Source organism: Paraburkholderia caffeinilytica, assembly GCF_003368325.1.
In the GTDB taxonomy this organism is placed as follows: Bacteria; Pseudomonadota; Gammaproteobacteria; order Burkholderiales; family Burkholderiaceae; genus Paraburkholderia; species Paraburkholderia caffeinilytica.
Genome location: NZ_CP031466.1, coordinates 3,545,972 through 3,569,525, shown reverse-complemented (window position 1 = coordinate 3,569,525; position 23,554 = coordinate 3,545,972). Strand labels below are relative to the sequence as shown.

Genomic DNA, 23,554 nt, shown 5'->3' with positions numbered 1-23,554 from the left:
ATATGGATCTGCACAGCGCACTGGCCTGGCCGTTTTTCGAGCCGCGCCATCGCGAACTGGCCACGGGTATCGAAGCCTGGTGCCAGGCGAATCTCTCGCATGGGGAACACGATGACGTCGACGCGACCTGCCGCCGCCTGGTCCGCGAGCTCGGGTCGGCAGGCTGGCTGAAATACGGTGTCGGCGGCGTTGCCTATGGCGGAAACGGCGATACGATCGACACACGCGCTGTGTGCCTGCTGCGCGAGACGCTCGCCAAACATTCCGGGCTCGCGGATTTCGCATTAGCGATGCAAGGACTCGGCTCAGGCGCGATCTCGCTCGGCGGCACGCATGAGCAAAAAACACGCTACTTGCCACGGGTCGCAAACGGTACAGCGATCGCCGCCTTCGCCTTGTCGGAGCCGGAAGCAGGATCGGACGTCGCCGCGATGTCCCTCTCAGCACGCGAAGAAGGCGACGCCTACGTACTCGACGGCGACAAGACGTGGATCTCGAACGGCGGCATCGCCGATTTCTATGTGGTGTTCGCGAGAACCGGCGAAGCGCCGGGTGCACGCGGCATCACCGCGTTCATCGTCGATGCCGACACGCCGGGCCTGGAAATCGCCGAACGCATCGACGTGATCGCGCCGCATCCGCTAGCGCGTTTGCACTTTGCCGGCGCACGCGTGCCACGCCGCCAGATGCTCGGCGCACCCGGTGAAGGTTTCAAACTCGCCATGCGTACGCTGGATATTTTCCGTACGTCGGTGGCGGCCGCGTCGCTGGGCTTTGCACGTCATGCGATGGCTGAAGGTCTCTCGCGTGCATCGTCGCGCAAGATGTTCGGCCAGACGCTCGGCGATTTTCAGCTCACGCAAGCCAAACTGGCGCAGATGGCGTTGACGATCGACAGCGGCGCATTGCTGGTCTATCGCGCGGCCTGGCTGCGCGATCAGGGCGAAAGCGTGACGCGTGAAGCGGCGATGGCCAAGTGGCACGCAAGCGAAGGCGCGCAACAGGTGATCGACGCCGCCGTGCAACTGTATGGCGGCATGGGCGTGCAAAGCGGCACGGCCGTCGAGATGCTGTATCGCGAGATTCGTGCGTTGCGGATCTATGAAGGCGCGACCGAAGTGCAGCAATTGATTGTCGGCCGCGATCTCCTGAAGGCCCACGCCGCGGAAGTCGTCAAGGACGCAGCGAAATGAACCCCACCTTCGAAAGACCGGTCCGCATCCGCTTCCAGCACTGCGATCCGGCCGGCATCGTGTTCTTTCCGCAATATCTGGTGATGACCAACGCCTTGGTCGAAGACTGGTTCAACGAAGGTCTGCAGATCGATTACGCACAGATGATCGCGCAACGCCGCGTCGGCTTGCCGATCGTCAAACTCGATTGCGAGTTTTCGCGGCCGAGCCAGATGGGCGAGACGATCACGTTGGCACTCAATGTCACGAAGGTCGGACGCCGCTCGATCGGTATCGAGATCGTCGGCCAGCACGGCGACGAAACCCGTTTCCGTGCGAAACAGGTGCTCGTGACGACATCGCTCGAAAACGGCACATCCATCGACATTCCCGCAGACATCGCGAGCGCGCTCGCGGCGTTTGTTCCACAGCCTGAATCCATCGAGGCGAACCGCTCATGAAAAAAGCTCTCCTTCCCGCCGGCTGGATCAAACCGCGCGGCTACGCGAACGGCGTCGCGGCATCCGGCACGCAAGTGTTCATCGCCGGCCAGATCGGCTGGGACGAGCAGGCGCGTTTTCAGACCACCGACTTCGCACAACAGGCGATCCAGGCGCTCAGGAACGTCATCGCCGTCCTGCACGAAGCGGGCGGCAGGCCCGAGCACCTGGTCCGGCTGACGTGGTACGTCACGGACAAGCGCGAATACCTCGCCTCGCTGAAAGACATCGGCCGTGCGTTTCGCGAACTGATCGGCGACTACGACATCGCGATGAGCGCGGTACAGGTCGTCGCATTGATCGAAGACGAAGCCAAGGTCGAGATCGAAGCCACGGCAGTCATCCCCCAGTAAGCACACGCAATACGCAATATCTAGCCACCCAGCCAACCGAAGCGCATTCAGCCGGCACAACGTCCGGGAGACCATGATGGAACCGTCAGCACACGTCGATACCTTCGCGCGCGACAATCTTCCGCCGCAGGATCAATGGCCTGTCTTTCTGCTCGACAACCCGGACGTTGCTTACCCGGCGCGCTTCAACTGCGCAACGGAACTGCTCGACAGAACGATCGAAGCGGGACATCGCGATCGTCCGGCGATCTGGTCGGACGTCGATGGGAAACCGCAGGCAACCACTTATGGCGAGTTGCTTGCCCTGGTGAATCGCAGCGCGCACGTGCTGGTCGGCGAAATGGGTTTGCAGCCGGGCAACCGCGTGCTGCTGCGCGGACCGAACACTTTGCATATGGCGGTGACGGCGCTGGCCGCGCTGAAGGCCGGCCTCGTGGTGGTGCCCACCATGCCGCTGCTGCGGGCGAAAGAACTCAAGCAGATCATCGAGAAGGCGCAAGTCAGCGCCGCGTTATGCGATGCGCGCCTGACCGACGAACTCGCGCGCTGCAACAATCCTCAGGACGAGTTCTACTGCGCGTGCCTGAAACAAACGCGCCTGTTTCATGACGATTCCGCCGATTCGCTCGACACCCTCGCGATCGACAAACCGGACCACTTCGCCGCCTGCGACACCGCCGCCGACGACGTCTGCCTGATCGCCTTCACCAGCGGCACGACGGGCGCGCCGAAGGGTTGCATGCACTTTCATCGCGATGTGCTGGCGATGTGCGATCTGTTTCCGCGTCATGTTCTGAAACCCTCATCGAGCGATGTGTTTTGCGGCACCCCGCCGCTCGCCTTCACATTCGGTCTTGGCGGTTTGCTGTGCTTTCCGCTGCGCGTCGGCGCGTCGACGGTGCTGATCGAGCGGCTCACGCCCGAGACCTTGCTGCAGACCGTCGAGCGCTTTCATGCAACGATCATGTTCACCGCGCCGACGTTCTATCGGCAGATGGCGCCGCTCGTCGCGCATCACGACATCTCGAGCTTGAAGAAAACCGTCTCGGCGGGAGAAGCGTTGCCGGATTCGACGCGCCGCCTATGGCACGACGCAAGCGGCATCGAGATGATCGACGGGATCGGCGGCACGGAGCTGATCCATATTTTCGTCTCGGCGCAAGGCGACACGATTCGCCCGCACGCCATCGGCCGCGCGGTGCCGGGCTACGTCGTGCAAGCGGTAGACGACACCATGCAGCCGGTCCCGGCTGGCACGATCGGCAAACTCGCGGTACGCGGTCCGACCGGCTGCCGCTATCTCGCTGACGAGCGGCAAGCGAAGTTTGTCCGCGACGGCTGGAACCTGCCCGGCGACTCGGTCTATCTCGACGAAGACGGCTACGTGTTCTATCAGGCGCGTGCCGACGACATGATCGTCTCCGCCGGCTACAACATCTCCGGGCCGGAAGTGGAAAGCGTACTGATGCAACACGAGGCGGTGGCCGAATGCGGCGTGATCGGCGTGCCCGACGAGACACGCGGGCAAATCGTCAAGGCTTTCGTGGTGCTGAACCCAGGTTATGCGCCGGACGACAACATGGTCGCGCAATTGCAGGACTTCGTGAAAAACAGCGTGGCGCCGTATAAATACCCGCGCGTTATCGCGTTCATCGGGGCGCTGCCGCGCACCGAAACCGGCAAGATCAAACGCTTTGAATTGCGTACGCTCGGGTAGCCGCTCATGTAGCCTCTCTTTCCTGGAGCCCCGCCTCGGCACAACGCCCCTATGATGTGACACTCCACAGGCCAACGTCTATCGACCCATGCTGATCGTCCATCATCTGAACAACTCCCGCTCGCAACGCGTGTTGTGGCTGCTCGAAGAACTCGGCGTGCCGTACGAGATCAAGCGCTACGCGCGCGATCCGAAAACGATGCTGGCGCCGCCGGAGTTGCGCGCGGTCCAGCCGCTCGGCAAGTCGCCCGTCATTACCGACGAGGGCGAGACGCTCGCCGAATCCGGTGCGATCATCGAGTATCTGGTCAACAAGTACGGCTAACGCCGCCCAGGAATTCGTAGTTGTGGCTTAAAAGTCGCGGGTGCTAGACTAAAATTTCCCCTTGCCGTCAACGGCTTGCCAACCGGACTTCCGGCTTCGCGCCAAGTGGCGGCAGGTCCGGCATCCGCTTTCACCCGCTTGTATCAGCTTGCGTCTGTTGGCATCTGCTCGCGTCCGATCGACCAGGGCAAAGGAGCCCCCGCATGACCCATTCCCTCCACGGCAACACACGCTGGCTGGCGCTGATCGTTCTGTGCCTCGGCGTGCTCATGATCGTGCTCGATACGACGATCGTGAACGTTGCCTTGCCGTCGATCGCCGCGGACCTCGGCTTTACCGAGACCTCGCTGGTGTGGGTGGTCAATGCGTACATGCTTACCTTCGGCGGCTGTCTGCTGCTTGGCGGGCGGCTGGGCGATCTCTATGGCCACCGCAAGCTGTTCCTCGGCGGCATCACACTGTTCACGCTGGCGTCGCTCGCATGCGGCCTGGCGAATTCGCAATTCCTGCTGGTATGCGCACGCGCCGTACAGGGTCTGGGCGGCGCAGTCGTCTCCGCTGTTTCGCTGTCGCTGATCATGAATCTGTTCACCGAGACCGGCGAACGGGCGAAAGCGATGGGCATATACGGTTTCGTCTGCGCGGGTGGCGGCAGCATCGGCGTGCTGCTCGGCGGTCTGCTGACCAACCTGCTGAGCTGGCACTGGATCTTTCTCGTCAACCTGCCCATTGGCATCGCCGTCTACGCGCTGTGCCTCGCGCTCCTGCCGTCGGCACGCGGTCATGCTCATGGCGAACGGCTCGACGTGGCCGGCGCGGCGACCGTCACGGCTTCGCTGATGCTCGCTGTGTACGCGATCGTGAACGGCAATGAAGCCGGCTGGACCTCGGCGCAGACGCTCGGCCTGCTGTTCGCCGCGCTCGCGCTGCTGGCGGTGTTTCTCGTGATCGAGGCGCGCGTGCAGCATCCGTTGATGCCGCTCGGTCTGTTCCGCCTGCGCAATGTCGCGACCGCCAATGTGGTCGGCGTACTGTGGGCGGCGGCGATGTTCGCATGGTTCTTCATCTCCGCGCTGTATCTGCAGCGCGTGCTCGGCTATCAGCCCTTGCAGGTCGGCCTCGCGTTTCTGCCGGCCAATCTGATCATGGCGTTCTTTTCGCTGGGCCTGTCGGCTCGCGTGGTGATGCGCTTCGGTCTGCGCGCGCCGCTTGCCGTCGGGCTGCTGGCCGCGGCGTGTGGCCTCGCGCTGTTTGCGCGCGCACCGGTCAATGGCAGCTTCGTGCTTGACGTACTGCCCGGCATGATCCTGCTCGGCTTCGGCGCGGGCATCGCGTTCAATCCCGTGTTGCTGGCCGCCATGAGCGACGTCGACCCCAGCGACTCGGGCCTCGCTTCCGGAATCGTCAATACGTCGTTCATGATGGGCGGCGCACTCGGTCTTGCCGTGCTCGCGAGTCTCGCTGCCGCGCGCAGTGACGCGATGCAAGCATCCGGGAACGCGGTGACGGCGCTCAATAGCGGCTACCACGTAGCGTTTTTGTTCGGTGCAATTTTCGCAGCGGCGGCGGGGGTACTGGGCGGCTTGCTGCTGCGCCCGGGGCAACCCGGTGGCGCGAACGCGCATGCGGATGCGGATGCGGATGTGGATGTGGATGCACACGCTCACGAGGGACCCGCAGCAGCGCCGTCGCATGGCGCCGGTAATGCGGCGGCGACCGAAAACTACTGACCTGCTCCACTTGAAACCAGGCCGATCGCGATCAATCGAGCGCCATCCGCAAAACCGCAAACGCGATCAAATGCGCCGCATCGCGCTTGGCTATGCTGGCTTCATGCTGACATGAGAGCCGAAATGAACCCCGTTGGAAAAGCGCTCTGGTTTATCGAAAGCCACTTTGCCCGTGAGTTGACGCTCGACGACATCGCCCACTGTGGATGCGTGTCGCGTTTTCACCTGACCCGTGCTTTCGACGCGGCTACGGGGCTTTCGGTGATGCGCTATGTTCGCGCGCGCCGCCTGAGCGAAGCGGCACGGCGTCTCGCCGACGGTGCACCCGATATCCTGACGGTCGCCATCGACGCCGGCTACGGCTCTCACGAAGCATTCACGCGTGCGTTTCGCGAGCAATTCGGACTCACGCCCGAAGCGCTTCGCGCGCGTGGTCACCTCGACAACATTGCCATCGTGGAGCCGATCAAAATGGACGAAACCCTTCTCACGCATCTGGAACCGCCGCGTTTCGAAGACGGCAAACCGTTTCTCGTCGCGGGCCTGAGCGAGCGCTATACAGGCGAAACCTGCGCCGCGATTCCCTCGCAGTGGCAGCGCTTTGGCGACTACTTCGGCAGAGTGCCAGGCCAGGTCGGCAACGTCGCGTATGGCGTCTGCTACAACGCCGACGACGCCGGCAATATCGACTATCTGTGCGGCGTCGAAGTCAGCGACTTCTCGTCATTGCCTGCCGAACTGGGCCGCTTGCGCATTGCCCCGCAACGCTACGCGGTATTCAGCCACCGCGAGCACATCTCGACCGTGCGGCGCACCTGGAACACGATCTGGAATCAGTGGCTGCCGGCATCGGGACATATTCCCGCCGATGCCCCGAACTTCGAGCGCTATGACGAGAAGTTCGATCCCGTCAGCGGCATGGGCGGACTCGAAATCTGGTTGCCGTTGAAGGCTTGATTAGAAGGATGGCCGGCTTGCCCGGCCATCCCTCGATCGTGACCGCGGCAGTTTCAACACCGCCCGCGACCAGCAACCAAACTCAGCCAAACGTGAATGCGTACGCTTGCACGCCCGGATCCAGAAACTCGATCGAGAACGTGTGATCCGCAACATCGCCGGTTTGCCGCACGAGTTGATAGAGACGCTGCTCGGTAACCGTGCCGCTGCCGTCGGCGGCGACGTCCGTTCCATGTGCCGCGCCCGGTGCGGCGCCATCCACGCTCACGCGGAAGCGAACCGGCTTGCCGTCCTTGCCCGGACCGAGCACCAGATGCAGATCACGCGCATGGAAGCGATAGACGATGCGCCCGGATGCCGCCGCGAGCGTCGCGTGTTCGGCGCCCACATTCCACGCGCCGGCCAGCCCCCAATCGTTGACGGCGGGCTGTGACGGCGCCGTGTAGGTGTGAACCTTGTCTTCCGCTGCGCCGCCAGGCGACGTGAAATTCTCGGCACGCTCGTATCCGATATAGGTCTCCGGCGACTGCATGTCGGCGTTGTCGGCCGCTGCTTGCACGCCTTGCGCGCCCGTGCCGCCGATGCCGATTGCGACCTTCGACGCATTCGCATGCCCTGCCTCGGTCAGCAATTCCTGGATCACCTTCTCGGATTCCGCGTAGTCGCCTTCGCCGAAATGGTGATAGCGAATCTGCCCTTTGCCGTCGACGAAATAATGGGCCGGCCAGTACTGATTGTTCAGCGCGCGCCAGATCGCGTAGTTGTTGTCGATCGCGACGGGATAGTCGACGCCGAGGTCGTGGACGGCCTTCTTCACGTTGTCGATATTGCGTTCGAACGCGAATTCCGGCGCATGCACGCCGATGACGACGAGCCCCTGGTCCTTGTATTTCTGCGCCCACGCTTTCACGTACGGCAGCGAACGCAGGCAGTTGATGCACGAGTACGTCCAGAAATCGACCAGCACGACTTTGCCGCGCAGGTCCTGAACCGTCAGCGACGGTGAATTCAGCCACTGGACGGCGCCGTTCAAGGTCGGCAGCACGCCTTCGACGGGCAATGCAGCCGCGCCGCCTGGTGCGCCTTGCGAGGCACGCATCATCGTACCGGCGCCGCTTGCATCGGCGGCTGGGTTGGCCGTTATCGCAGCATCATTGCCTGATGCATTGGCCGCTGGGTTGGCCGATGCGGTGGCCGATGCGGTGGCCGGCGCGGTGGCCGGCGCGGTGGCCGATGCGTTGGTCCTGTTACCCGCTGCCGGATTGGCCGGCGTTGCACCGGGCGAAAGCGTGTCGACCAGTTTCTGTTCGATGCCGCCAGTGGCGATGGTCGATACGCGCGCCAATACGCCGGTGTCGAGCCCGAACGCAATCGCCACCACGCCGGCCAGCATCGCCGCACCGATCCCGCGGCGAATCCACTCGCCCGCGCCGAGCGAGCGTTTCATCGCCGTGAACACCCGGCCACCGATCAGCAGCGCCACCGCAAGCGAAGTCGCGGCGCCGGCCGCATAGGCCGCCAGCAACAGCGTGGTGCCGACGCTCGCGCCCCGCAATGCCGCACCGGTCAGCACCAGGCCGAGAATCGGGCCGGCGCACGGCGCCCACAGCAAGCCGGTGGCAATGCCCAGCAGAAAGGACGATCCCGCGCGAACCTGTTGACCGTCGCCCTGCGCGAAATTCGACAGGCGATTGCCGGCGCTCACCAGCGGGCGCATCAGATGATCCGCGAAACGCGGCAGCAGCAGCGTCAGTCCGAAGACGGCGAGCAAGGCGATCGCGAGCCAGCGGCCATACTGGTTGGCCTGCGTGACCCAGCCGCCACCCACGGCGGCGAGAGTCGCGACGATGGCAAACGTCAGCGCCATGCCGGCAAGCAAGGGCAGCCCGCTACGCACAAAAGGCTGATCGGCGCGCGCGAACACAAATGGCAGCACCGGCAGGATGCAGGGACTGAGGATCGTCAGAGCGCCGCCAAGATAGGCAAGAACGATAAGTAACATGTCGATTCCGGGCGTTGTTGTAAGTCGGTTAGGGTGGATACGCGCTTGGGTACGCTGCGAATCAGCGGAAAGCGAGCGGAAAGTGCCCACATCCTAGGGCGCGGGGGGTGTCAAAGTCCTCACGAAAAGTTAAATTAAATGTGATAACTCGCCGCCCGGAAATTTTGCACAATGGCGCAACGGCCCGTTTTTTTGCGGGCGCATTCTTTCCACCGCTCCGAACCACGCCCTTACCCGCGGCTACAGCCTTCCATGGACCAACCGAAGCGCATCCTGATCGTTGAAGACGACGTCGACATCGCCAACGTGCTGAGCCTGCATCTGCGCGATGAACGTTACGAAGTCGTGCACAGCGCCGACGGCAGCGAAGGGCTGCGCCTGCTGGAGCAAGGCGGCTGGGACGCGCTGATCCTCGACCTGATGCTGCCGGGCGTCGACGGTCTGGAAATCTGCCGGCGCGCCCGCGCGATGACGCGCTATACGCCGATCATCATCACCAGCGCACGGTCGAGCGAAGTGCACCGGATCCTCGGCCTCGAACTCGGCGCCGACGACTACCTGGCCAAGCCGTTCTCGGTGCTCGAACTGGTTGCACGCGTCAAGGCCTTGCTGCGGCGCGTCGAAGCCATGGCGAAAGACTCGCGCATCGACGCGGGCAGCCTGCAGATCGCCGGCCTCACGATCGACCCGCTGGCGCGCGAAGCGGCAGTCGAAGGCAAGCCGATTGAACTGACGCCGCGTGAATTCGACCTGCTGTATTTCTTCGCGCAGCATCCCGGCAAAGTGTTCTCGCGGATGGACCTGCTCAATGCCGTGTGGGGCTACCAGCACGAGGGCTACGAACACACCGTCAACACCCACATCAACCGCCTGCGCGCAAAGATCGAGACCGATCCCGCCCAGCCCGAGCGCATCCTGACCGTGTGGGGGCGCGGCTACAAGCTGGCTACGCCAGGCATGCCGGGCGATGGACCCGCGCCCGCCGGCGCACATGGGAACACGCCATGAACCTGACGCTGACCCAGCGGCTCTCGCTGGTTTTCTCCGCGCTGCTGCTGGCGTGCTGCGGCGCGTCGGCATGGCTGCAGATCCGTTCGAGCGACCTGCACGAAAAGGAAGTGGTGCAGCGCCTGTCGAAGGATCTCGCCAACCATATCGCGCATCGCACCACGCTGATGGACGCGAACGGTTTGCGGCCCGACGCGGTGCGCCAACTGTTCGGCCAGTTGATGATGGTGAATCCGAGCGTCGAGGTGTACCTGCTCGACAACCAGGGGCGCATCGAGGGCGACGATGCCCCCGCGGGCCACGTCAAGCGCGCTCAGGTGGATCTGGCGCCGATCCGCCAATTCGTCGCCGGTGAGGCGTTGCCGATCCTCGGCGACGATCCGCGCAGCGTCGACGGGAAGAAGGTGTTTAGCGCCGCGCCGCTGCAATTGAGCGGGCAAGCGCCGTCCGGTTATATCTACGTGGTCCTGCTCGGCGAGGAACACGATGCGCTCGCCGCGCGCGTGGCCGCCAGCTCGGTGCTGCGTACCACGCTCTGGTCGATGGGGCTGGTCGCGCTACTGGGATTGCTTGCAGGCTTGACGGCATTCGGCCTGATCACGCGACCGCTACGTCGCCTCACCGACGCCATGCGCCGTTTCGATGCCGATGGCGAGCCGGACACCCAGCCGGCAGTGCCACGCTCGTCGCCTGCTGGACGGCGCGACGAGATCGGCGTACTCGAAGCGACCTTCGCGCAAATGGCCAACCGCATCGGCGACCAGTGGCGTGCGCTGACGCGCCAGGATCAGCAGCGGCGCGAGTTGATCGCCAATATTTCGCACGACCTGCGCACGCCGCTGACCTCGCTGCACGGCTACCTCGAGACGCTGTCGCTCAAGTCCGAGACACTCGGCGAAACGGAGCGCAAACGCTATCTGGCGATTGCGCTTGCACAGAGCGTCAAGGTCGGGCGGCTCGCGCAGGCGCTATTCGAACTCGCGCGGCTCGAACACGGCAACGTGCAACCCGCACTGGAACCATTCTCGCTGATCGATCTGGTCCAGGATGTCTTCCAGAAATTCGAGTTACCGGCGGAGGCGCGGAACATCCGGTTGCGCGCAGGCTTTCCCCCTCGCCTGCCGACCGTCTACGCCGATCTGGGGATGATCGAGCGCGTGCTGACGAACCTGCTCGACAACGCGATTCGCCACACGCCCGCCGACGGATCGATCGATGTCGATCTCGCGCACAAGGACGGCAAGGTATCGGTCACCGTTAGCGATACCGGTCCCGGCATTCCAATGGAGCAACGCGAAGGGCTGTTCGAACGTCCGTTCAACTCAGGTGGCGCGCATCGCGGCGGCGGACTCGGACTGCTGATCGTACAACGCATGCTGCAGTTGCATCACAGCCAGATACGCCTCGTCGAGCGCGCGGGAGCGGGCACGGCATTCTGTTTCGAACTGCCGACCACCGAGAAGCCGGCTGTCGCCGGCATCCCGCTCTGACCGGTCGTCTGGCCGTTTGCCGTTTGCCGTTTGCCGTTTGCCGTTTGCCGTTTGCCGTTTGCCGGCGTAACGGTTGACTGGCGCAATCAGACCAGCAAGTCCTCATAGAACGCCCCGAACGGCCGAGTCGGATGTGCGAGCTGGATTTCAAGAATCCACAGGCCGGCATCCGGGCACTCCGCAAAATCGCCAAGATCTCCCGCTTTGTAGATCGCGTGCGGAAAGTCGCTGACACGGTGGCCCTTGATATCCAGATTCAAACGCCATCCGAGCGCCGCTGCACGCTGCGCCGCGAAGTCATACAGGGCTTTGCCTCCCGCACGCGTCGAGCGCCAGTGATGCTCCACTTCGTCGAACACGGTCTTCGCCGCGTCGGCACAAGCCTTCATCTCCGCATCGTGGCCGACCACGAAGGTCGCGCCCGCATCGCCTTCATGCTGATCCCAGACGACGCCCAGGTCGACGAAGAATATATCGTCTTCCTTGAGTCGTGGGTCGCCATCCGAGCGCTGCTTGAAAGTCTTCAGCGTGTTCTCGCCAAAGCGCACCAGCACCGGATGCCAGATACGATCCATGCCCAACTCGTTCAATACGTTCTTGCATTCGGCCGTCGCCTCCGACTCGAGCATGCCGGGCTGGACCCGCTGCGCCAGCCGCTCCACCACCGCCCACGTTCGGCCCTGCGCATATTTCATCGACTCAAGCACGTATTTGCTTCCGACCGCCTGTTTCGCCGCTGCTTCCATCCATCTTCTCCGGTTATATCCGTCTGAATATAACGATCGAACGCGCCGGTGTCCACGTTCTGTTTCTATCGATTGTGCGTAGTGGAGACGGCCATTTCGTGCGAAATGGCGTGCGCCGGTCCGCTCGGAGCACACGCAGTCGCTATATTCCATGTGATATAACGAGGCGGGCATGTGCAAACGGCATCTGCCGGTATCCAGGGAGCGCCATGTTCATCCGTCAACTTCATTATCTGGTTACGCTTGCGCAGGAACAGCATTTCGCCAAGGCTGCCGAGCTGAGCCATGTTTCGCAACCGGCGCTGTCCTCGGCGATTCGAAGCCTCGAGGCGGAGTTGGGCCTGGTCATTGTCAGACGCGGCAGACGCTTCATCGGCTTCACCGAGGAAGGCGAGCGAGTGCTCGGATGGGCCCGTCAGACGCTCGCGACACTCGAACACATGCGGCAGGACGCGTCGGCCGCCCAGGTGCGGTTGACCGGCACCATCCGCATCGGCGTCATTCCGACGACGATGCCTATTGTCGGCCTCCTGCTGGGAGCGTGCCGGGCGGATCACGCCGCGATCCGATACGCCGCGCGCTCGCTGAGCGCCGACACCATCCTGCGCCAGCTGGACGACTACGAACTGGATATCGGCTTCACCTATCTGGATGATCGCGTACAAGCCGGTTTTGCCGTTCTGCCGCTGTATCGCGAGCGTTACTTCCTGCTGTCTCCTCCCGACTCGCCCGCGAACCCGGCTCTGAACCGCTGGGACGCGCTCGGCGAACTGCCGTTCTGCCTGCTGGGCACCACGATGCAGAACCGGCAAGTCATCAATGCTGCATTTCGCCGCGCCGGCGTTCAGCCAACCGTCGTACTCGAAACGGATTCGTTGCTCGCGCTGTATTCGAACGTGCAACACGCCGGCTTATACAGCATCCTGCCGCACAGCCTGTTGAGCGTGCTCGACTCCCGGACCAGCGTCAACGCAACACCGTTGTTACCCGAACTGACGCGCGAGATTGGCCTGATCACGCGCAATTCTCCGTCGATGCCGCCGCTGGCGGCTGCCATGTGGACTGCCGCAGAAAGACTCGACCTGCAGCAGTCCTTCGATGCATTGCTTCAGAAGGCGGATATCGCGGCGTTGCAATGAACGACGCTTGATAAGCACAGGTTATCAGCCAATCCGTCCAAACGATTGGACCGGGCCCGCTTCCCTCACAGACACTGTGCCGGTCGATGTCACGCATCGATCCACCCGGCAGATGCATGACGCCGGATCACTATTGCATTGAGTGGAGTGAGACAACATGGCCAAGGTGCTTTGTGTACTGTATGACGACCCGGTCGGCGGCATGCCGAAAAAGTATGCACGCGACGACATTCCGGCAATCACCCGCTATCACGACGGTCAGACAGCGCCGACGCCCGAGGCGATCGATTTCACGCCGGGGCAGCTGCTCGGCAGCGTATCCGGCGAACTGGGGCTGCGTCGTTTTCTCGAGTCGCAAGGACATACGCTGGTCGTCACGTCCGACAAGGACGGCCCGGACTCGGTTTTCGAACGTGAGTTGCACGATGCGGAGGTCGTCATTTCGCAGCCGTTCTGGCCCGCCTATCTGACGGCGGAACGCATTGCCAAGGCACCCAGGCTCAAGCTCGCGTTGACCGCCGGCATCGGCTCCGATCACGTCGATTTGCAAGCGGCGATCGAGCGCGGCATCACGGTCGCCGAGGTGACGTACTGCAACAGCATCAGCGTCGCGGAACACGTGGTGATGATGATCCTCTCTCAGGTCCGCAACTATCTGCCTTCACACGAGTGGGTGAAGCAAGGCGGCTGGAATATCGCCGATTGCGTCGAGCGGGCATACGATCTCGAAGGCATGCATGTCGGCACGGTTGCAGCCGGGCGCATCGGCGCGGCGGTGCTGCGCAGGCTCAAGGCTTTCGACGTCAAGCTTCACTACACGGACCGGCATCGTCTGCCGGCGGAGGTGGAACGCGAGCTGGGTGCGATCTGGCATCCGGACGTCGAATCGATGGTGAAGGTATGCGATGTCGTGACGATCAACTGTCCGTTGCATCCGGAAACCGAACATCTGTTCGACGAAAAAATGATCGCGAAGATGAAGCGCGGCGCGTACATCATCAACACGGCGCGCGGCAAGATCTGCGACCGCGACGCGATTGTTCGCGCGCTCGAAAGCGGACAACTGGCCGGCTACGCGGGCGATGTGTGGTTCCCGCAACCCGCACCGCGCGATCATCCGTGGCGCACGATGCCGCATCAGGGGATGACGCCGCACACGTCGGGTACGACCTTGTCGGCACAGACGCGATACGCGGCCGGCACACGCGAAATTCTCGAGTGCTGGTTCGGCAAGCGGCCGATTCGCGACGAATATCTGATTGTCGATGGCGGACAACTCGCGGGCGTGGGCGCCCATTCGTACTCGGCGGGCAACGCGACGACGGGTTCCGAAGAGGCCCGCCGCTTCAAGGCTGCCTGACCCTGTTGCCGCGTGCCGTCAAGCGTGGATCAGCCGCGCGGACGGCACGCGGCCCACGCCGGAGTACCATGCAAAGTCTTCCCGGGTCAGCGGCGGTCGGTTCCCGCTCCGCGTTTCGCCATGTCGCCCTGTCGGCGATACCAGGGTTTCCAGGTGGCCCCCTTGCGATCGGCGTGCTCGGCACGATCGGCAAGCTGACATCCGGCCGGCGGCGTTGACCGTCAGCGCCACCATTGCCGTCACAACGGCGGATCCGCCCTAGAACCTACCTACAGAGAAAGTCTTTTTTGTTCTACGCTATAGGTGCGATCCGCAGCGCGTCCCGATGTCTATCCCGCATCACGGCTTTTTGAGCGCCTTCGAATTTTGCTGCGTCCGCAGATGGTCTTCCGGCACGATACGGCGCAACGTGCCGGAGGGTATCTCTGGTCAGACCAATTGCCACTCAACACCCAGGCAGCCCGGGGGACGTCACGCCGACTTCGGCACGGGCACCTGGGTGCACCCACCCTATGGAGACTGATGATGTCGATTCGACTTGGAGAAGACGCTCCCGATTTCACCGCCGAAACCACCGAAGGGACGATCCGTTTTCACGAATGGATCGGAGACCAATGGGTGATCCTGTTTTCGCACCCGAAGGATTTCACGCCCGTTTGCACGACGGAACTCGGCTACCTGGCGGGTCTCAAGCCAGAATTCGATAAGCGCAACACAAAAATTATCGGACTCAGCGTCGATCCCGTCAGTGACCACAGGGAGTGGGTCAAGGACATCGCCGAGACGCAGGGGCACGCGATCAACTACCCGCTGATCGGCGACTCGGACCTGACCGTCGCGAAGCTCTACGACATGATTCATCCCGAGGCAAGTGGCGGCGGCCCCCGCACCGCGGTGGACAACGCGACCGTACGCTCGGTATTTCTCATCGGGCCGGACAAGAAGGTCAAAGCCATGCTTGTCTATCCGATGAGCGCAGGCCGCAATTTCGACGAAGTGCTGCGGCTGCTCGACGCCCTGCAACTCAACGCGAAACACACGGTGGCAACGCCGGTGAACTGGAAACCGGGTGAAGACGTGATCATTCCAACGTCCGTGTCCAACGATGCCGCGATGCAAAAATATCCGCAGGGCTTCAAAACCGTGAAGCCTTACCTGCGATACGTTACGCAACCGAAGTAAAGCGCTCATTGATTGGAGCGGCAAACGCCCAATAGTGCGAATACGGCGGCCGATGCGGGTCCGGGTGCATTCACGTGCCCGGCTCGCTGAACGGGGTGCGGCCAATTCGACTGCCTGCAGGACAGTTTAGCGACGCCCCATGGGCCGCGATCCTTAACCGCTCGCAAAAGCGGGCCGCGGAGCGAAATCGTGTTGATCTTCCGGCAGCTATTCGATCAGCAATCGTCGACCTACACATATCTTCTTGCCGACAGCGCCACGCGGGAGGCCGTGCTGGTCGATCCGGTATTCGAACAGGTGCGCCGGGATGTCGCCCTGATCGAAGAGCTTGGATTACGTCTGCTTTGCACAATCGACACCCACGTCCACGCCGATCACGTGACCGGTGCATGGATGCTGAATCGCCGCACAGGTAGCCGGATTGCGATATCGGCTGCGAGCGGCGCCGAAGGCGCGAACCGCTATCTGAGCCACGGAGACAAGGTCGAGTTCGGCGCGAGGTATCTGGCCGTACGTGCCACACCGGGTCATACCGATGGATGCATCACACTCGTACTCGACAACGAGACCATGGCGTTTACCGGCGACTGCCTGTTGATCAGAGGCACGGGCCGCACGGATTTCCAGCGCGGTGACGCGCACGCCATGTTTCGTGCGATCCACAACCACATTTTCACGCTACCCGCCGCGTGCCTGCTTTATCCGGCCCACGACTATCGCGGTTTGACGGTCACCAGTGTGGACGAGGAGCGGCGCTTCAATCCACGCCTTGGCGGTGAACTATGTGAAGACGATTTCGCCGGGTACATGACGAATCTGCACTTGCCGCATCCGAAGCAGATCGACGTGGCCGTGCCGGCGAACCTCAAATGCGGCCTGGCGGAGCGCTACCCCGCGCAGATGGCGGAGCCCGATTGGGCGCCGCTGACATGCAGCTTCGCGGGCATCTGGGAAATCAATGCCCAGTGGCTCGAGGAAAACCTGCGTGCGGTCGAGGTCGTCGACGTGCGCGAGCCTGACGAGTTCAACGGGCCGCTGGGGCGCATCCCCGCTGCCACGCTCATTCCATTGGGCGAGCTGGCGAAGCGTGCCGCCGAACTCACGAAGGACCGCCCGATCGTGACGGTCTGCCGGGCCGGCGGACGGTCGGCACAAGCCACGATCATGCTCCGGCAAGCCGGATTCGAGCGGGTTGCCAATCTTCCCGGCGGAATGCTCCGCTGGCGTGCGGAAGGCCGCGTCGTCGAAAACGCCAGCATGTAGCGGCGGTGTCGACTGATGGCGAACCATTGGCCGCGCGGCGGCCGCACTGCCGCTTCAAGCTTGCTCCTGCTTCCATTGCCGATAACGCCGCGTCAACCGGCGCGTGCGCAGTTGATCGAGGATCAAGGTCAAGACCGCGGAATACCGGGCAGGTGCCGTACGTCCCGCGCCGAGCATACGCAGACGGCGTTTGACAAGCGCCATGCGGGCGAGTCCCGCGAGCGCCCGGTCGCGCCATTCAATCGGCTGAATAGGCGCGCCCAGATCGGCGCCTGCCTGCCAGCGCGCGGGCAGATCGGGCATCACGGCGAGCGCCGTCGCCATGCCGACGACGGCGACGCCGCTGTTCAACACCTGCTCGGCGACCGCGCGGCGCCGGATGCCGCCGGTGGTCATGACGGGCATCCTGGCGACGCCGGCCAGATCCTTCGCGAATTCGAGGAAATAGGCCTCACGTGCGAGCGTGCGCCCGTCGGCGGTGTCGCCCTGCATCGCGGGGCTTTCGTAGCTGCCCCCGGATAGCTCGACCAGGTCGACCGCCAGTTCATTCAGCCACAGCACGACTTGCCGGGCGTCATCTTCCGAAAAACCACCGCGCTGAAAGTCCGCGGAGTTCAGTTTGACTGCCACGCAAAAACCCGGCGAGACCCTTGCGCGTACCGCGCGCACCACGTCCAGCAACAGGCGGGCACGGTTGACGAGATCGCCTCCCCAACGGTCGGCGCGGCGATTGGTCAACGGCGAAAGAAACTGCGAGATCAAATAACCATGGGCGGCGTGAATTTCCACGCCGGTGAACCCCGCCTGCTCGGCAGCGTGCGCCGTCGCGGCAAAGCGGCCGATGGTCTCGCCGATCTCGTCCTCGCTCATGGCGCTCGGCTGCGCGAACAGCTTGCTGTGCTTGCCGAGCGCCATCGGAACCACCGAAGGCGCCCACGCTTTGCCGCCCATCGCCGCCAGCACCTGCCGGCCCGGATGATTGATCTGCATCCACACCTGGGCGCCGCGGCTGCGTGCCGCTTGTGACCATTGCCTGAAGGGTTCAAGCGGCGTATCGGCCTCGAGCACAATCCCGCCTGGTCCGGTCAACGCCCGGCCGTCGATCATCACGTTGCCGGTGACGATGAGCCCTGCGCCACCTTCGGCCCACGAGCGGTACAGGCGATGGATGGTCTCGCCAGGCAGTTGTCCGGCGTCGGCCAGATTCTCTTCCATGGCCGCTTTGGCCAGACGGTTGGGCAGCACGCTGCCGTTGGGCAACTGCATGGGGGTGAACAGCGTTGTAGTCATGGCGAAGTCCGCTTGCAGGATGAGCGATGCCGCTATACTAAGATTCAAGTCAACTTGAAGGTCAAGCGTTATGAGAATCGGCGAACTCGCGGAGAAAACCGGCCTCGCACCGTCCGCCATCCGCTTTTATGAGCAAAGCGGCTTGCTGCCCGCGCCGGAGCGCAGTGCCAATGGGTATCGCGTCTACTCCGACCAGACCGTTGGGCGCCTGCGCATGGTGCAGTTGGCGCAGAATCTCGGCTTCCCGCTCGACCGGTTGCGCGAGGCCATGACCGGCGACGAGCAATGTCCGAAAGAGGATTTACTGCACAATCTCGATACGCGGCTGGACGAGATCGAACAACTCATGACGGCCCTGCGCGCGCAGCGAAAAACGCTACGGACGCTTCGCACCACGCTCAGCGAAGCGTGGGCTGCTGGAGATTGTGTCGATGCGGCGGAGTTGGCGGATCGCCTCCTGGCACAGCAACAGGAACCGTTGCGCCGCTCAAAACGCAGCGCTCGATAGTCCGCTCGCCGCAAGGCCGCCCGAGACAGACACGGGTCGACGCTTAATTGAACGGCGCCTTTTCCGGTTCAGCTGCGTATTTGTCCCGGATCGCGTTCACGCAGTGGGTGAAGCGCGTGCGGAAACCGACGGGATCGGTGCTGGGTGGTGTGAGTCCGTCCGAAGTCACGCTCCACCCGTCGGACGTACGGGTGACATCGAGATCGAAGGATGGGCCCGGCTCGTCCTCGAGAATCACCGTCTCGCGCACATCGCGGCCCGCGGCGCGAATGATCGCCATGCAGCCCTGGTGAAGCCGGCCCGCGGCATGCGCGCCGCTGCCCGGCGCGTAGTTGTCCGAGGCCGCGCCGTACATCCGCAGTGTTTCGAATTGGGGCGGCGTCCCGGCAGTCACGAAGGCGGCGTCGGTCTCCGATATCCCGTCGCTACACCCGCCTACCAGGCTGGAAATCGCCGCCAACAGGATACCGGCGGAAGCACGTCGGAAACTCGATGAGGCGTAGCGTGGCATGGTTGGTCTTGGAATGTGCGCCGCGTGGCGGTGGCGACATTCTAGGGCAAATCGGCGTTCGCCCATTCGCGCACTGCTTGCGAAAATAATCTGAGCGCCGTCGGTGGATGCCGGTTGGCCGGATAGTAAAGACACAAGCCAGGCAGGGATGGGCACCACTCCGGCAGCAGACGGATCAATCGTCCGGAAGCTAAATGATCGACAACGTGATAATCCGGAACCCAGGCAATCCCGATCCCGGCCAACGCCGCGTCGACCATCAGGTTCGTATTGCCAAGCGTCATCGGCCCGGCGACGTCGATACTCGCGCTGCTGCCGCGATGCTCGAGTTCCCAACGATACAGCGCGCCGCTGACGAACCGGAACCGGATGCAGCGATGCTGGGCCAACTCCTCAGGCGTCGTGGGGGCCGCGTGGCGAGACAGATACTCGGGCGACGCCACCGCGGCGAACCGCAAGTCGGGCCCGAACTTCACGGCGATCATGTCGCGCGGCACGTCTTCAAGGATCCGGATCCCGGCGTCAAAGCCATCGGCCACGATATCGACAAGCCGCGTATCGACAACGATCTCGACATGGATATCTGGATAAGCGGCGAGGAAAGCCGGGAGAACATGAAGGATCAGTGGCCGGGCTCCGGCTTCCGCCGTACTGATCCTGATCGATCCGGACGGCCGGCTGCCTGCCGATGCGACCTCGTTGATGCCGTCCTCCAGATCGGCAAGCGCGGGACCCACGCGCCGTAGAAGATGCTCGCCAGCCTCGGTCAATGCCACCGAACGGGTGGTCCGGTTAAACAACCGCACATTGAGACTTTCTTCGAGACTTCGGACGGCATGGCTGAGTGCGGGCGGCGAGACACCCAGCGTTCGCGCCGCCGAGCGGAAGCTGCGATGTTCAGCAATGGCGATGAAAGCAGTCAGCTCAGATAAGCCGGCGCGCAGTTGCATAGATGAATTTTCCTTAATACCCCGTGAAATTCTACGCTCATTGTTAAAAATAAAACAACAAACTAGGATGGGGTGAACCCTCCCGTCGGCGGCCTTTCACGGTACGCCGGCGGTCCTCACATCGATTGCCCCTCTGCCCTCTCGCCCGCCGTTGTCTGGCGAAAACCGGGTTCGCGAGGGGTCGAAGGAAAAGCGTATGGAAACGAATATCGAAGGAAAAGTCGTCGTCGTCACTGGCGCAAGCAGCGGGTTGGGCGAAGCGACTGCCCGATATCTGAGTGCGCGAGGCGCCAGGCTTGTACTGGGCGCACGCCGCGTCGAGCGCATTCAAACGCTTGCGGCGGATCTGGCGAGCAATGGCGGTCAAGCGGTCGCAGTCGCAACCGACGTCACCCGGCACGAAGACGTCAAGGCACTCGTCGACACGGCGGTACGGACGTTCGGGCGCGTGGACGTGATGATCAACAACGCCGGCCTGATGCCGCACTCGCCGCTCGAGCGTCTGAAGATCGACGACTGGGACCGAACCATCGACGTCAATATCAAGGGCGTGCTGTACGGTATCGCGGCGGTGTTGCCCTACATGAAAGATCAGAAGAGCGGCCACATCATCAATGTTTCATCGGTCGCCGGCCGTACCGTCCGGCCCGGCAGCGCCGTTTACGCAGCCACCAAGAGCGCCGTCCTGATGTTGTCCGAGGGGCTGCGCCAGGAGGTCAAACCCTACGACATCCGCACGACAGTCATTTCCCCAGGCGCGGTCGCGACGGAACTCCCGAGCAGCGTAACCGAGCCGGATGTCGCCGGTTTTATCAGCAGGTTCTACGAACAATATGCGATTCCCGCCGACTCGTTTGCGCGCGCGGTCGCTTTTGCAATCAGCCAGCCGCCGGAGGTCGACGTCAACGAGATCCTGTTCCGGCCCACGCGTCAGGAAGGTTGAGGATTGCAAACGTTCGATAGGTCGAACAAGACCGCACACCGGCCGTCTCGACGCAGGTGTCTGAAAATCGACTTTGGGAACCCGGCTTGAAGCACCCGTCCGCAGGCGCCAATGCGTGCCCGGACTAAGCGTCGGAGCGCTTCAGCCGCATCGAAACCGAAAAACGTTCCGCCGGATGCACGCTGATCGACACCTCGAACGTCTCGCCCGAGGCGTCGAGATAGCGCCGCACGATCTCGAGCGCCGCCGTGCCCTTGTCGACCTGCAGCCGTTGCGCCATCTCCTCGGAAATCAGCGCGCCACGCACGTCCTGCTGAATCTCCGCGATACAGCGGCCATAACGCGTTTCGATCAACGAACTGATCAGCGTATCCGGTTGGGTTCGCGCGGCCTGGGCAACTTCCGTGTAAGCCGGATCGATATACACATCGGTCCAACCGATCGGCGGACTCTGCCTGTCTCCGTCGATGCGCAGGCTCGAAACGCGCAGCCATCGCGCACCGTCCGCGCATTGCAACGTTCTTGCGAGCTTGCCGGTCACGGCGATTTCCTCCGTCGACTGCACCAGGCGCAAGTGCTCTGAACCGAACTGCACGACGTCGTCGACCGACGCCAGCGAAGGCCTGAAGTCGTTTCTCGGCCGCGCGGACTCGACGCGCGTCCCCGCATTCTTGCGCCGTGAGACAAGACCGAGTTGCTGCAGCTCATGCAGCGCGGCACGCACTGTATGGCGGCTCGTCTGGTAAAGGTCACGCAGCTCCAGCTCGGTCGGCAACACCGATCCGACGGGATAGCGGCCGGATGCGATGCCTTCGGTCAGGTCACGCGCGATATCGGCGAAGTGCGGTCTGTTCATCTCTTTTGCGGATGGAAAGCGGGTTTTGGTACGCCAGGGTAAATCATAGCTTGTTCCATATGTTCGAACATATTAAATTTCAATATGTCCGGACATATTGACGAAGCGCCACATCCATCTGGCCCTCATCCCGTCCGTCCTTTCCGCACTTCCAAGAGGTCGCAATGACGAATCGCACTATTCCGATGGCCAGTACCGTGGTCGATTCCATCCTGTTTCGCGATGCCTTCGGCACCGCGAAGATGCGCGCGTTGTTTTCGGATTACGCGCTCGTGCAGCGCTATATCGACGTTGAAGTGGCCTTGGCGAAGGCCGAGGCGCGCGTTGGGGTGATCCCCGCCGAGGCCGCCGACGTGATCGCGCGCCAATCCAGCATCGAGCGGATCGATTTCGATCACATGCGCGAGGAAACCGACATCGTCGGCTATCCGATCCTCCCGCTCGTGCATCAACTGGTCGAGATGTGTGGCGAAGCCGGACGCTACGTACATTGGGGCGCCACGACGCAGGACATCATGGATACCGCCGTGTCCCTTCAGGTACGCGACGCGCTCGACGCGATCGAAGGCGACATACGCGAGTTGCGCGCGATCCTCGTCGATCTCGCGAAGAAACATCGCGACACGCCGATGGCCGGCCGCACGCATTTGCAGCAGGCGCTACCCGTCACGTTCGGCTACAAGGCCGCAATCTGGCTCGCGATGTTCGACCGGCATCAGGAGCGCCTCGCGCAATTGCGTCCGCGTGTGGCCGTCGTCGAATTTGCCGGCGCGGCGGGCACGCTGGCTTCGCTCGGTGACAAGGGCTTCGAGGTCCAGAAAGCCCTTGCCGAAGAACTCGAACTCGGTGTGCCCGCCACCACCTGGCATGTGGCACGCGACGGGTTTGCCGAAGCCGTCAACCTGCTGGCCCTGGTGACCGGCTCGCTCGGCAAGATCGCGCTCGACATCATGATCATGGCTTCGACCGAATTCGCCGAAGTGTATGAGCCGTTCGTCAAGGGCCGCGGCGCGAGCAGCACCATGCCGCAAAAACGCAATCCGATTTCCAGCGAGCTGATGCTGGCCGCGGCCAAAGCAGTGCGTCAACACGCGGGCCTCATGGTCGACGCGATGATTCAGGACTTCGAACGCGCAACCGGCCCCTGGCATGCCGAATGGATTGCGATCCCCGAGAGCTTCATCCTCTCCGCGGGCGCGTTGCATCAAGCGAAGTTCGCGCTGGGCGGATTGATCGTCGATACGGAGCGCATGAAGCACAACCTCGGCATCAGTAAAGGGCTGATCGTGGCCGAGGCCGTGATGATGGGAATGGCGCCGTTCACCGGCCGCCAGCAGGCCCACGACATCGTCTACGACGCCTGCCGCACGGTGAACGAGCACGGCGGCACGCTTGCCGACGCGCTCGCCGCGCTGCCCGAGGTCACTGCGCATTTCGACCGTGCCGCGATCGACCGCATGACCGATCCCGCCAACTACCTGGGCCTTGCACCGCGCATGGTCGATCGGGCTGTCGAACTGTCCAGCGATATCTGAAGGCGTCCCCAAAGGGC

General features: G+C 63.1%; 22 protein-coding genes and 1 pseudogene. 17 read left to right on the top strand and 6 right to left on the bottom strand.

The window, feature by feature from the left end:
• The first annotated feature begins 2 nt into the window (after positions 1 to 2).
• The 7 genes and pseudogenes from DSC91_RS15710 to DSC91_RS15680 all read left to right on the top strand — a co-directional run bounded on the left by DSC91_RS15710 (position 3) and on the right by DSC91_RS15680 (position 6,754).
• A complete protein-coding gene (locus DSC91_RS15710) occupies positions 3 to 1,193 on the top strand; it encodes an acyl-CoA dehydrogenase family protein (RefSeq protein WP_373291946.1) in 1,191 nt (396 codons plus the stop codon).
• Entirely contained in the window at positions 1,190 to 1,633 is a 444-nt protein-coding gene (locus tag DSC91_RS15705) for an acyl-CoA thioesterase (RefSeq protein WP_115779571.1), read from the top strand. Before DSC91_RS15710 ends, DSC91_RS15705 begins: the two co-directional genes overlap by 4 nt.
• Positions 1,630 to 2,025: a RidA family protein gene (locus tag DSC91_RS15700; RefSeq protein ID WP_115779570.1), complete on the top strand. Its 396-nt coding sequence runs from the start codon at positions 1,630 to 1,632 to the stop codon at positions 2,023 to 2,025. Before DSC91_RS15705 ends, DSC91_RS15700 begins: the two co-directional genes overlap by 4 nt.
• Positions 2,026 to 2,101: 76 nt before the next feature.
• Complete coding sequence (locus DSC91_RS15695) at positions 2,102 to 3,742, top strand: AMP-binding protein (protein WP_115779569.1); 1,641 nt, start codon at positions 2,102 to 2,104, stop codon at positions 3,740 to 3,742.
• An 88-nt stretch (positions 3,743 to 3,830) separates the two neighbouring features.
• Positions 3,831 to 4,064: pseudogene (locus tag DSC91_RS15690) on the top strand (glutathione S-transferase N-terminal domain-containing protein); the annotation flags it as partial.
• A 206-nt stretch (positions 4,065 to 4,270) separates the two neighbouring features.
• Complete coding sequence (locus DSC91_RS15685) at positions 4,271 to 5,797, top strand: DHA2 family efflux MFS transporter permease subunit (RefSeq protein WP_115779568.1); 1,527 nt, start codon at positions 4,271 to 4,273, stop codon at positions 5,795 to 5,797.
• A gap of 123 nt (positions 5,798 to 5,920) precedes the next feature.
• On the top strand, positions 5,921 to 6,754 hold the full coding sequence (locus tag DSC91_RS15680; RefSeq protein WP_115779567.1) for an AraC family transcriptional regulator: 834 nt from the start codon (positions 5,921 to 5,923) through the stop codon (positions 6,752 to 6,754).
• A gap of 82 nt (positions 6,755 to 6,836) precedes the next feature.
• Here DSC91_RS15680 and DSC91_RS15675 read toward each other — a convergent pair whose 3' ends face one another.
• A complete protein-coding gene (locus tag DSC91_RS15675; protein ID WP_115779566.1) occupies positions 6,837 to 8,756 on the bottom strand; it encodes a cytochrome c biogenesis protein DipZ in 1,920 nt (639 codons plus the stop codon).
• 252 nt (positions 8,757 to 9,008) lie between these two features.
• Between DSC91_RS15675 and DSC91_RS15670 the strand changes: the two genes are divergently transcribed.
• Together DSC91_RS15670 and DSC91_RS15665 are read left to right on the top strand one after the other, a co-directional pair.
• On the top strand, positions 9,009 to 9,764 hold the full coding sequence (locus DSC91_RS15670) for a response regulator transcription factor (protein WP_115779565.1): 756 nt from the start codon (positions 9,009 to 9,011) through the stop codon (positions 9,762 to 9,764).
• A complete protein-coding gene (locus DSC91_RS15665; RefSeq protein ID WP_115779564.1) occupies positions 9,761 to 11,254 on the top strand; it encodes a sensor histidine kinase in 1,494 nt (497 codons plus the stop codon). The genes DSC91_RS15670 and DSC91_RS15665 overlap by 4 nt, the downstream gene beginning before the upstream one ends.
• A gap of 86 nt (positions 11,255 to 11,340) precedes the next feature.
• Here the strand turns inward: DSC91_RS15665 and DSC91_RS15660 are convergent, their stop codons facing one another.
• Positions 11,341 to 12,000, bottom strand: coding sequence for a M24 family metallopeptidase (locus DSC91_RS15660; RefSeq protein WP_115779563.1), 660 nt, complete (start codon positions 11,998 to 12,000; stop codon positions 11,341 to 11,343).
• Positions 12,001 to 12,098: 98 nt separating this feature from the next.
• Between DSC91_RS15660 and DSC91_RS15655 the strand changes: the two genes are divergently transcribed.
• From DSC91_RS15655 to DSC91_RS15640, 5 genes are all read left to right on the top strand, one after another.
• The gene (locus DSC91_RS15655) at positions 12,099 to 13,139 is read left to right on the top strand and encodes a LysR family transcriptional regulator (protein WP_229758356.1); all 1,041 of its coding nucleotides are present in this window, start codon (positions 12,099 to 12,101) and stop codon (positions 13,137 to 13,139) included.
• A 157-nt stretch (positions 13,140 to 13,296) separates the two neighbouring features.
• A complete protein-coding gene (locus DSC91_RS15650) occupies positions 13,297 to 14,499 on the top strand; it encodes an NAD-dependent formate dehydrogenase (protein WP_115779561.1) in 1,203 nt (400 codons plus the stop codon).
• Positions 14,500 to 14,567: 68 nt separating this feature from the next.
• The gene (locus tag DSC91_RS37515; RefSeq protein WP_162831408.1) at positions 14,568 to 14,717 is read left to right on the top strand and encodes a hypothetical protein; all 150 of its coding nucleotides are present in this window, start codon (positions 14,568 to 14,570) and stop codon (positions 14,715 to 14,717) included.
• A 307-nt stretch (positions 14,718 to 15,024) separates the two neighbouring features.
• A complete protein-coding gene (locus tag DSC91_RS15645; RefSeq protein WP_115779560.1) occupies positions 15,025 to 15,681 on the top strand; it encodes a peroxiredoxin in 657 nt (218 codons plus the stop codon).
• A 192-nt stretch (positions 15,682 to 15,873) separates the two neighbouring features.
• The gene (locus DSC91_RS15640; protein ID WP_115779869.1) at positions 15,874 to 16,944 is read left to right on the top strand and encodes a rhodanese-like domain-containing protein; all 1,071 of its coding nucleotides are present in this window, start codon (positions 15,874 to 15,876) and stop codon (positions 16,942 to 16,944) included.
• 54 nt (positions 16,945 to 16,998) lie between these two features.
• Here DSC91_RS15640 and DSC91_RS15635 read toward each other — a convergent pair whose 3' ends face one another.
• Entirely contained in the window at positions 16,999 to 18,234 is a 1,236-nt protein-coding gene (locus DSC91_RS15635) for an NADH:flavin oxidoreductase/NADH oxidase family protein (RefSeq protein ID WP_115779559.1), read from the bottom strand.
• Positions 18,235 to 18,304: 70 nt separating this feature from the next.
• Between DSC91_RS15635 and DSC91_RS15630 the strand changes: the two genes are divergently transcribed.
• Positions 18,305 to 18,742 carry a MerR family transcriptional regulator gene (locus tag DSC91_RS15630; RefSeq protein ID WP_115779558.1) on the top strand — a complete coding sequence of 146 codons (438 nt, stop codon included), beginning with the start codon at positions 18,305 to 18,307 and terminating at the stop codon, positions 18,740 to 18,742.
• A gap of 43 nt (positions 18,743 to 18,785) precedes the next feature.
• Here the strand turns inward: DSC91_RS15630 and DSC91_RS15625 are convergent, their stop codons facing one another.
• Both DSC91_RS15625 and DSC91_RS15620 read right to left on the bottom strand, forming a co-directional pair.
• The gene (locus tag DSC91_RS15625; protein ID WP_162831407.1) at positions 18,786 to 19,253 is read right to left on the bottom strand and encodes a hypothetical protein; all 468 of its coding nucleotides are present in this window, start codon (positions 19,251 to 19,253) and stop codon (positions 18,786 to 18,788) included.
• A gap of 41 nt (positions 19,254 to 19,294) precedes the next feature.
• Positions 19,295 to 20,203, bottom strand: coding sequence for a LysR family transcriptional regulator (locus DSC91_RS15620; protein WP_115779556.1), 909 nt, complete (start codon positions 20,201 to 20,203; stop codon positions 19,295 to 19,297).
• Between the two features lie 196 nt (positions 20,204 to 20,399).
• On the opposite strand from DSC91_RS15620, the gene DSC91_RS15615 reads away from it, so the two are divergent.
• On the top strand, positions 20,400 to 21,146 hold the full coding sequence (locus DSC91_RS15615) for an SDR family oxidoreductase (RefSeq protein ID WP_115779555.1): 747 nt from the start codon (positions 20,400 to 20,402) through the stop codon (positions 21,144 to 21,146).
• Positions 21,147 to 21,270: 124 nt separating this feature from the next.
• On the opposite strand, the gene DSC91_RS15610 is transcribed toward DSC91_RS15615, so the two are convergent.
• On the bottom strand, positions 21,271 to 22,002 hold the full coding sequence (locus DSC91_RS15610) for a GntR family transcriptional regulator (RefSeq protein ID WP_115779554.1): 732 nt from the start codon (positions 22,000 to 22,002) through the stop codon (positions 21,271 to 21,273).
• A 164-nt stretch (positions 22,003 to 22,166) separates the two neighbouring features.
• Here DSC91_RS15610 and pcaB point away from each other — a divergent pair, with 164 nt between their 5' ends.
• A complete protein-coding gene (gene pcaB / locus DSC91_RS15605) occupies positions 22,167 to 23,537 on the top strand; it encodes a 3-carboxy-cis,cis-muconate cycloisomerase (protein ID WP_115779553.1) in 1,371 nt (456 codons plus the stop codon).
• Positions 23,538 to 23,554: the final 17 nt, after the last annotated feature.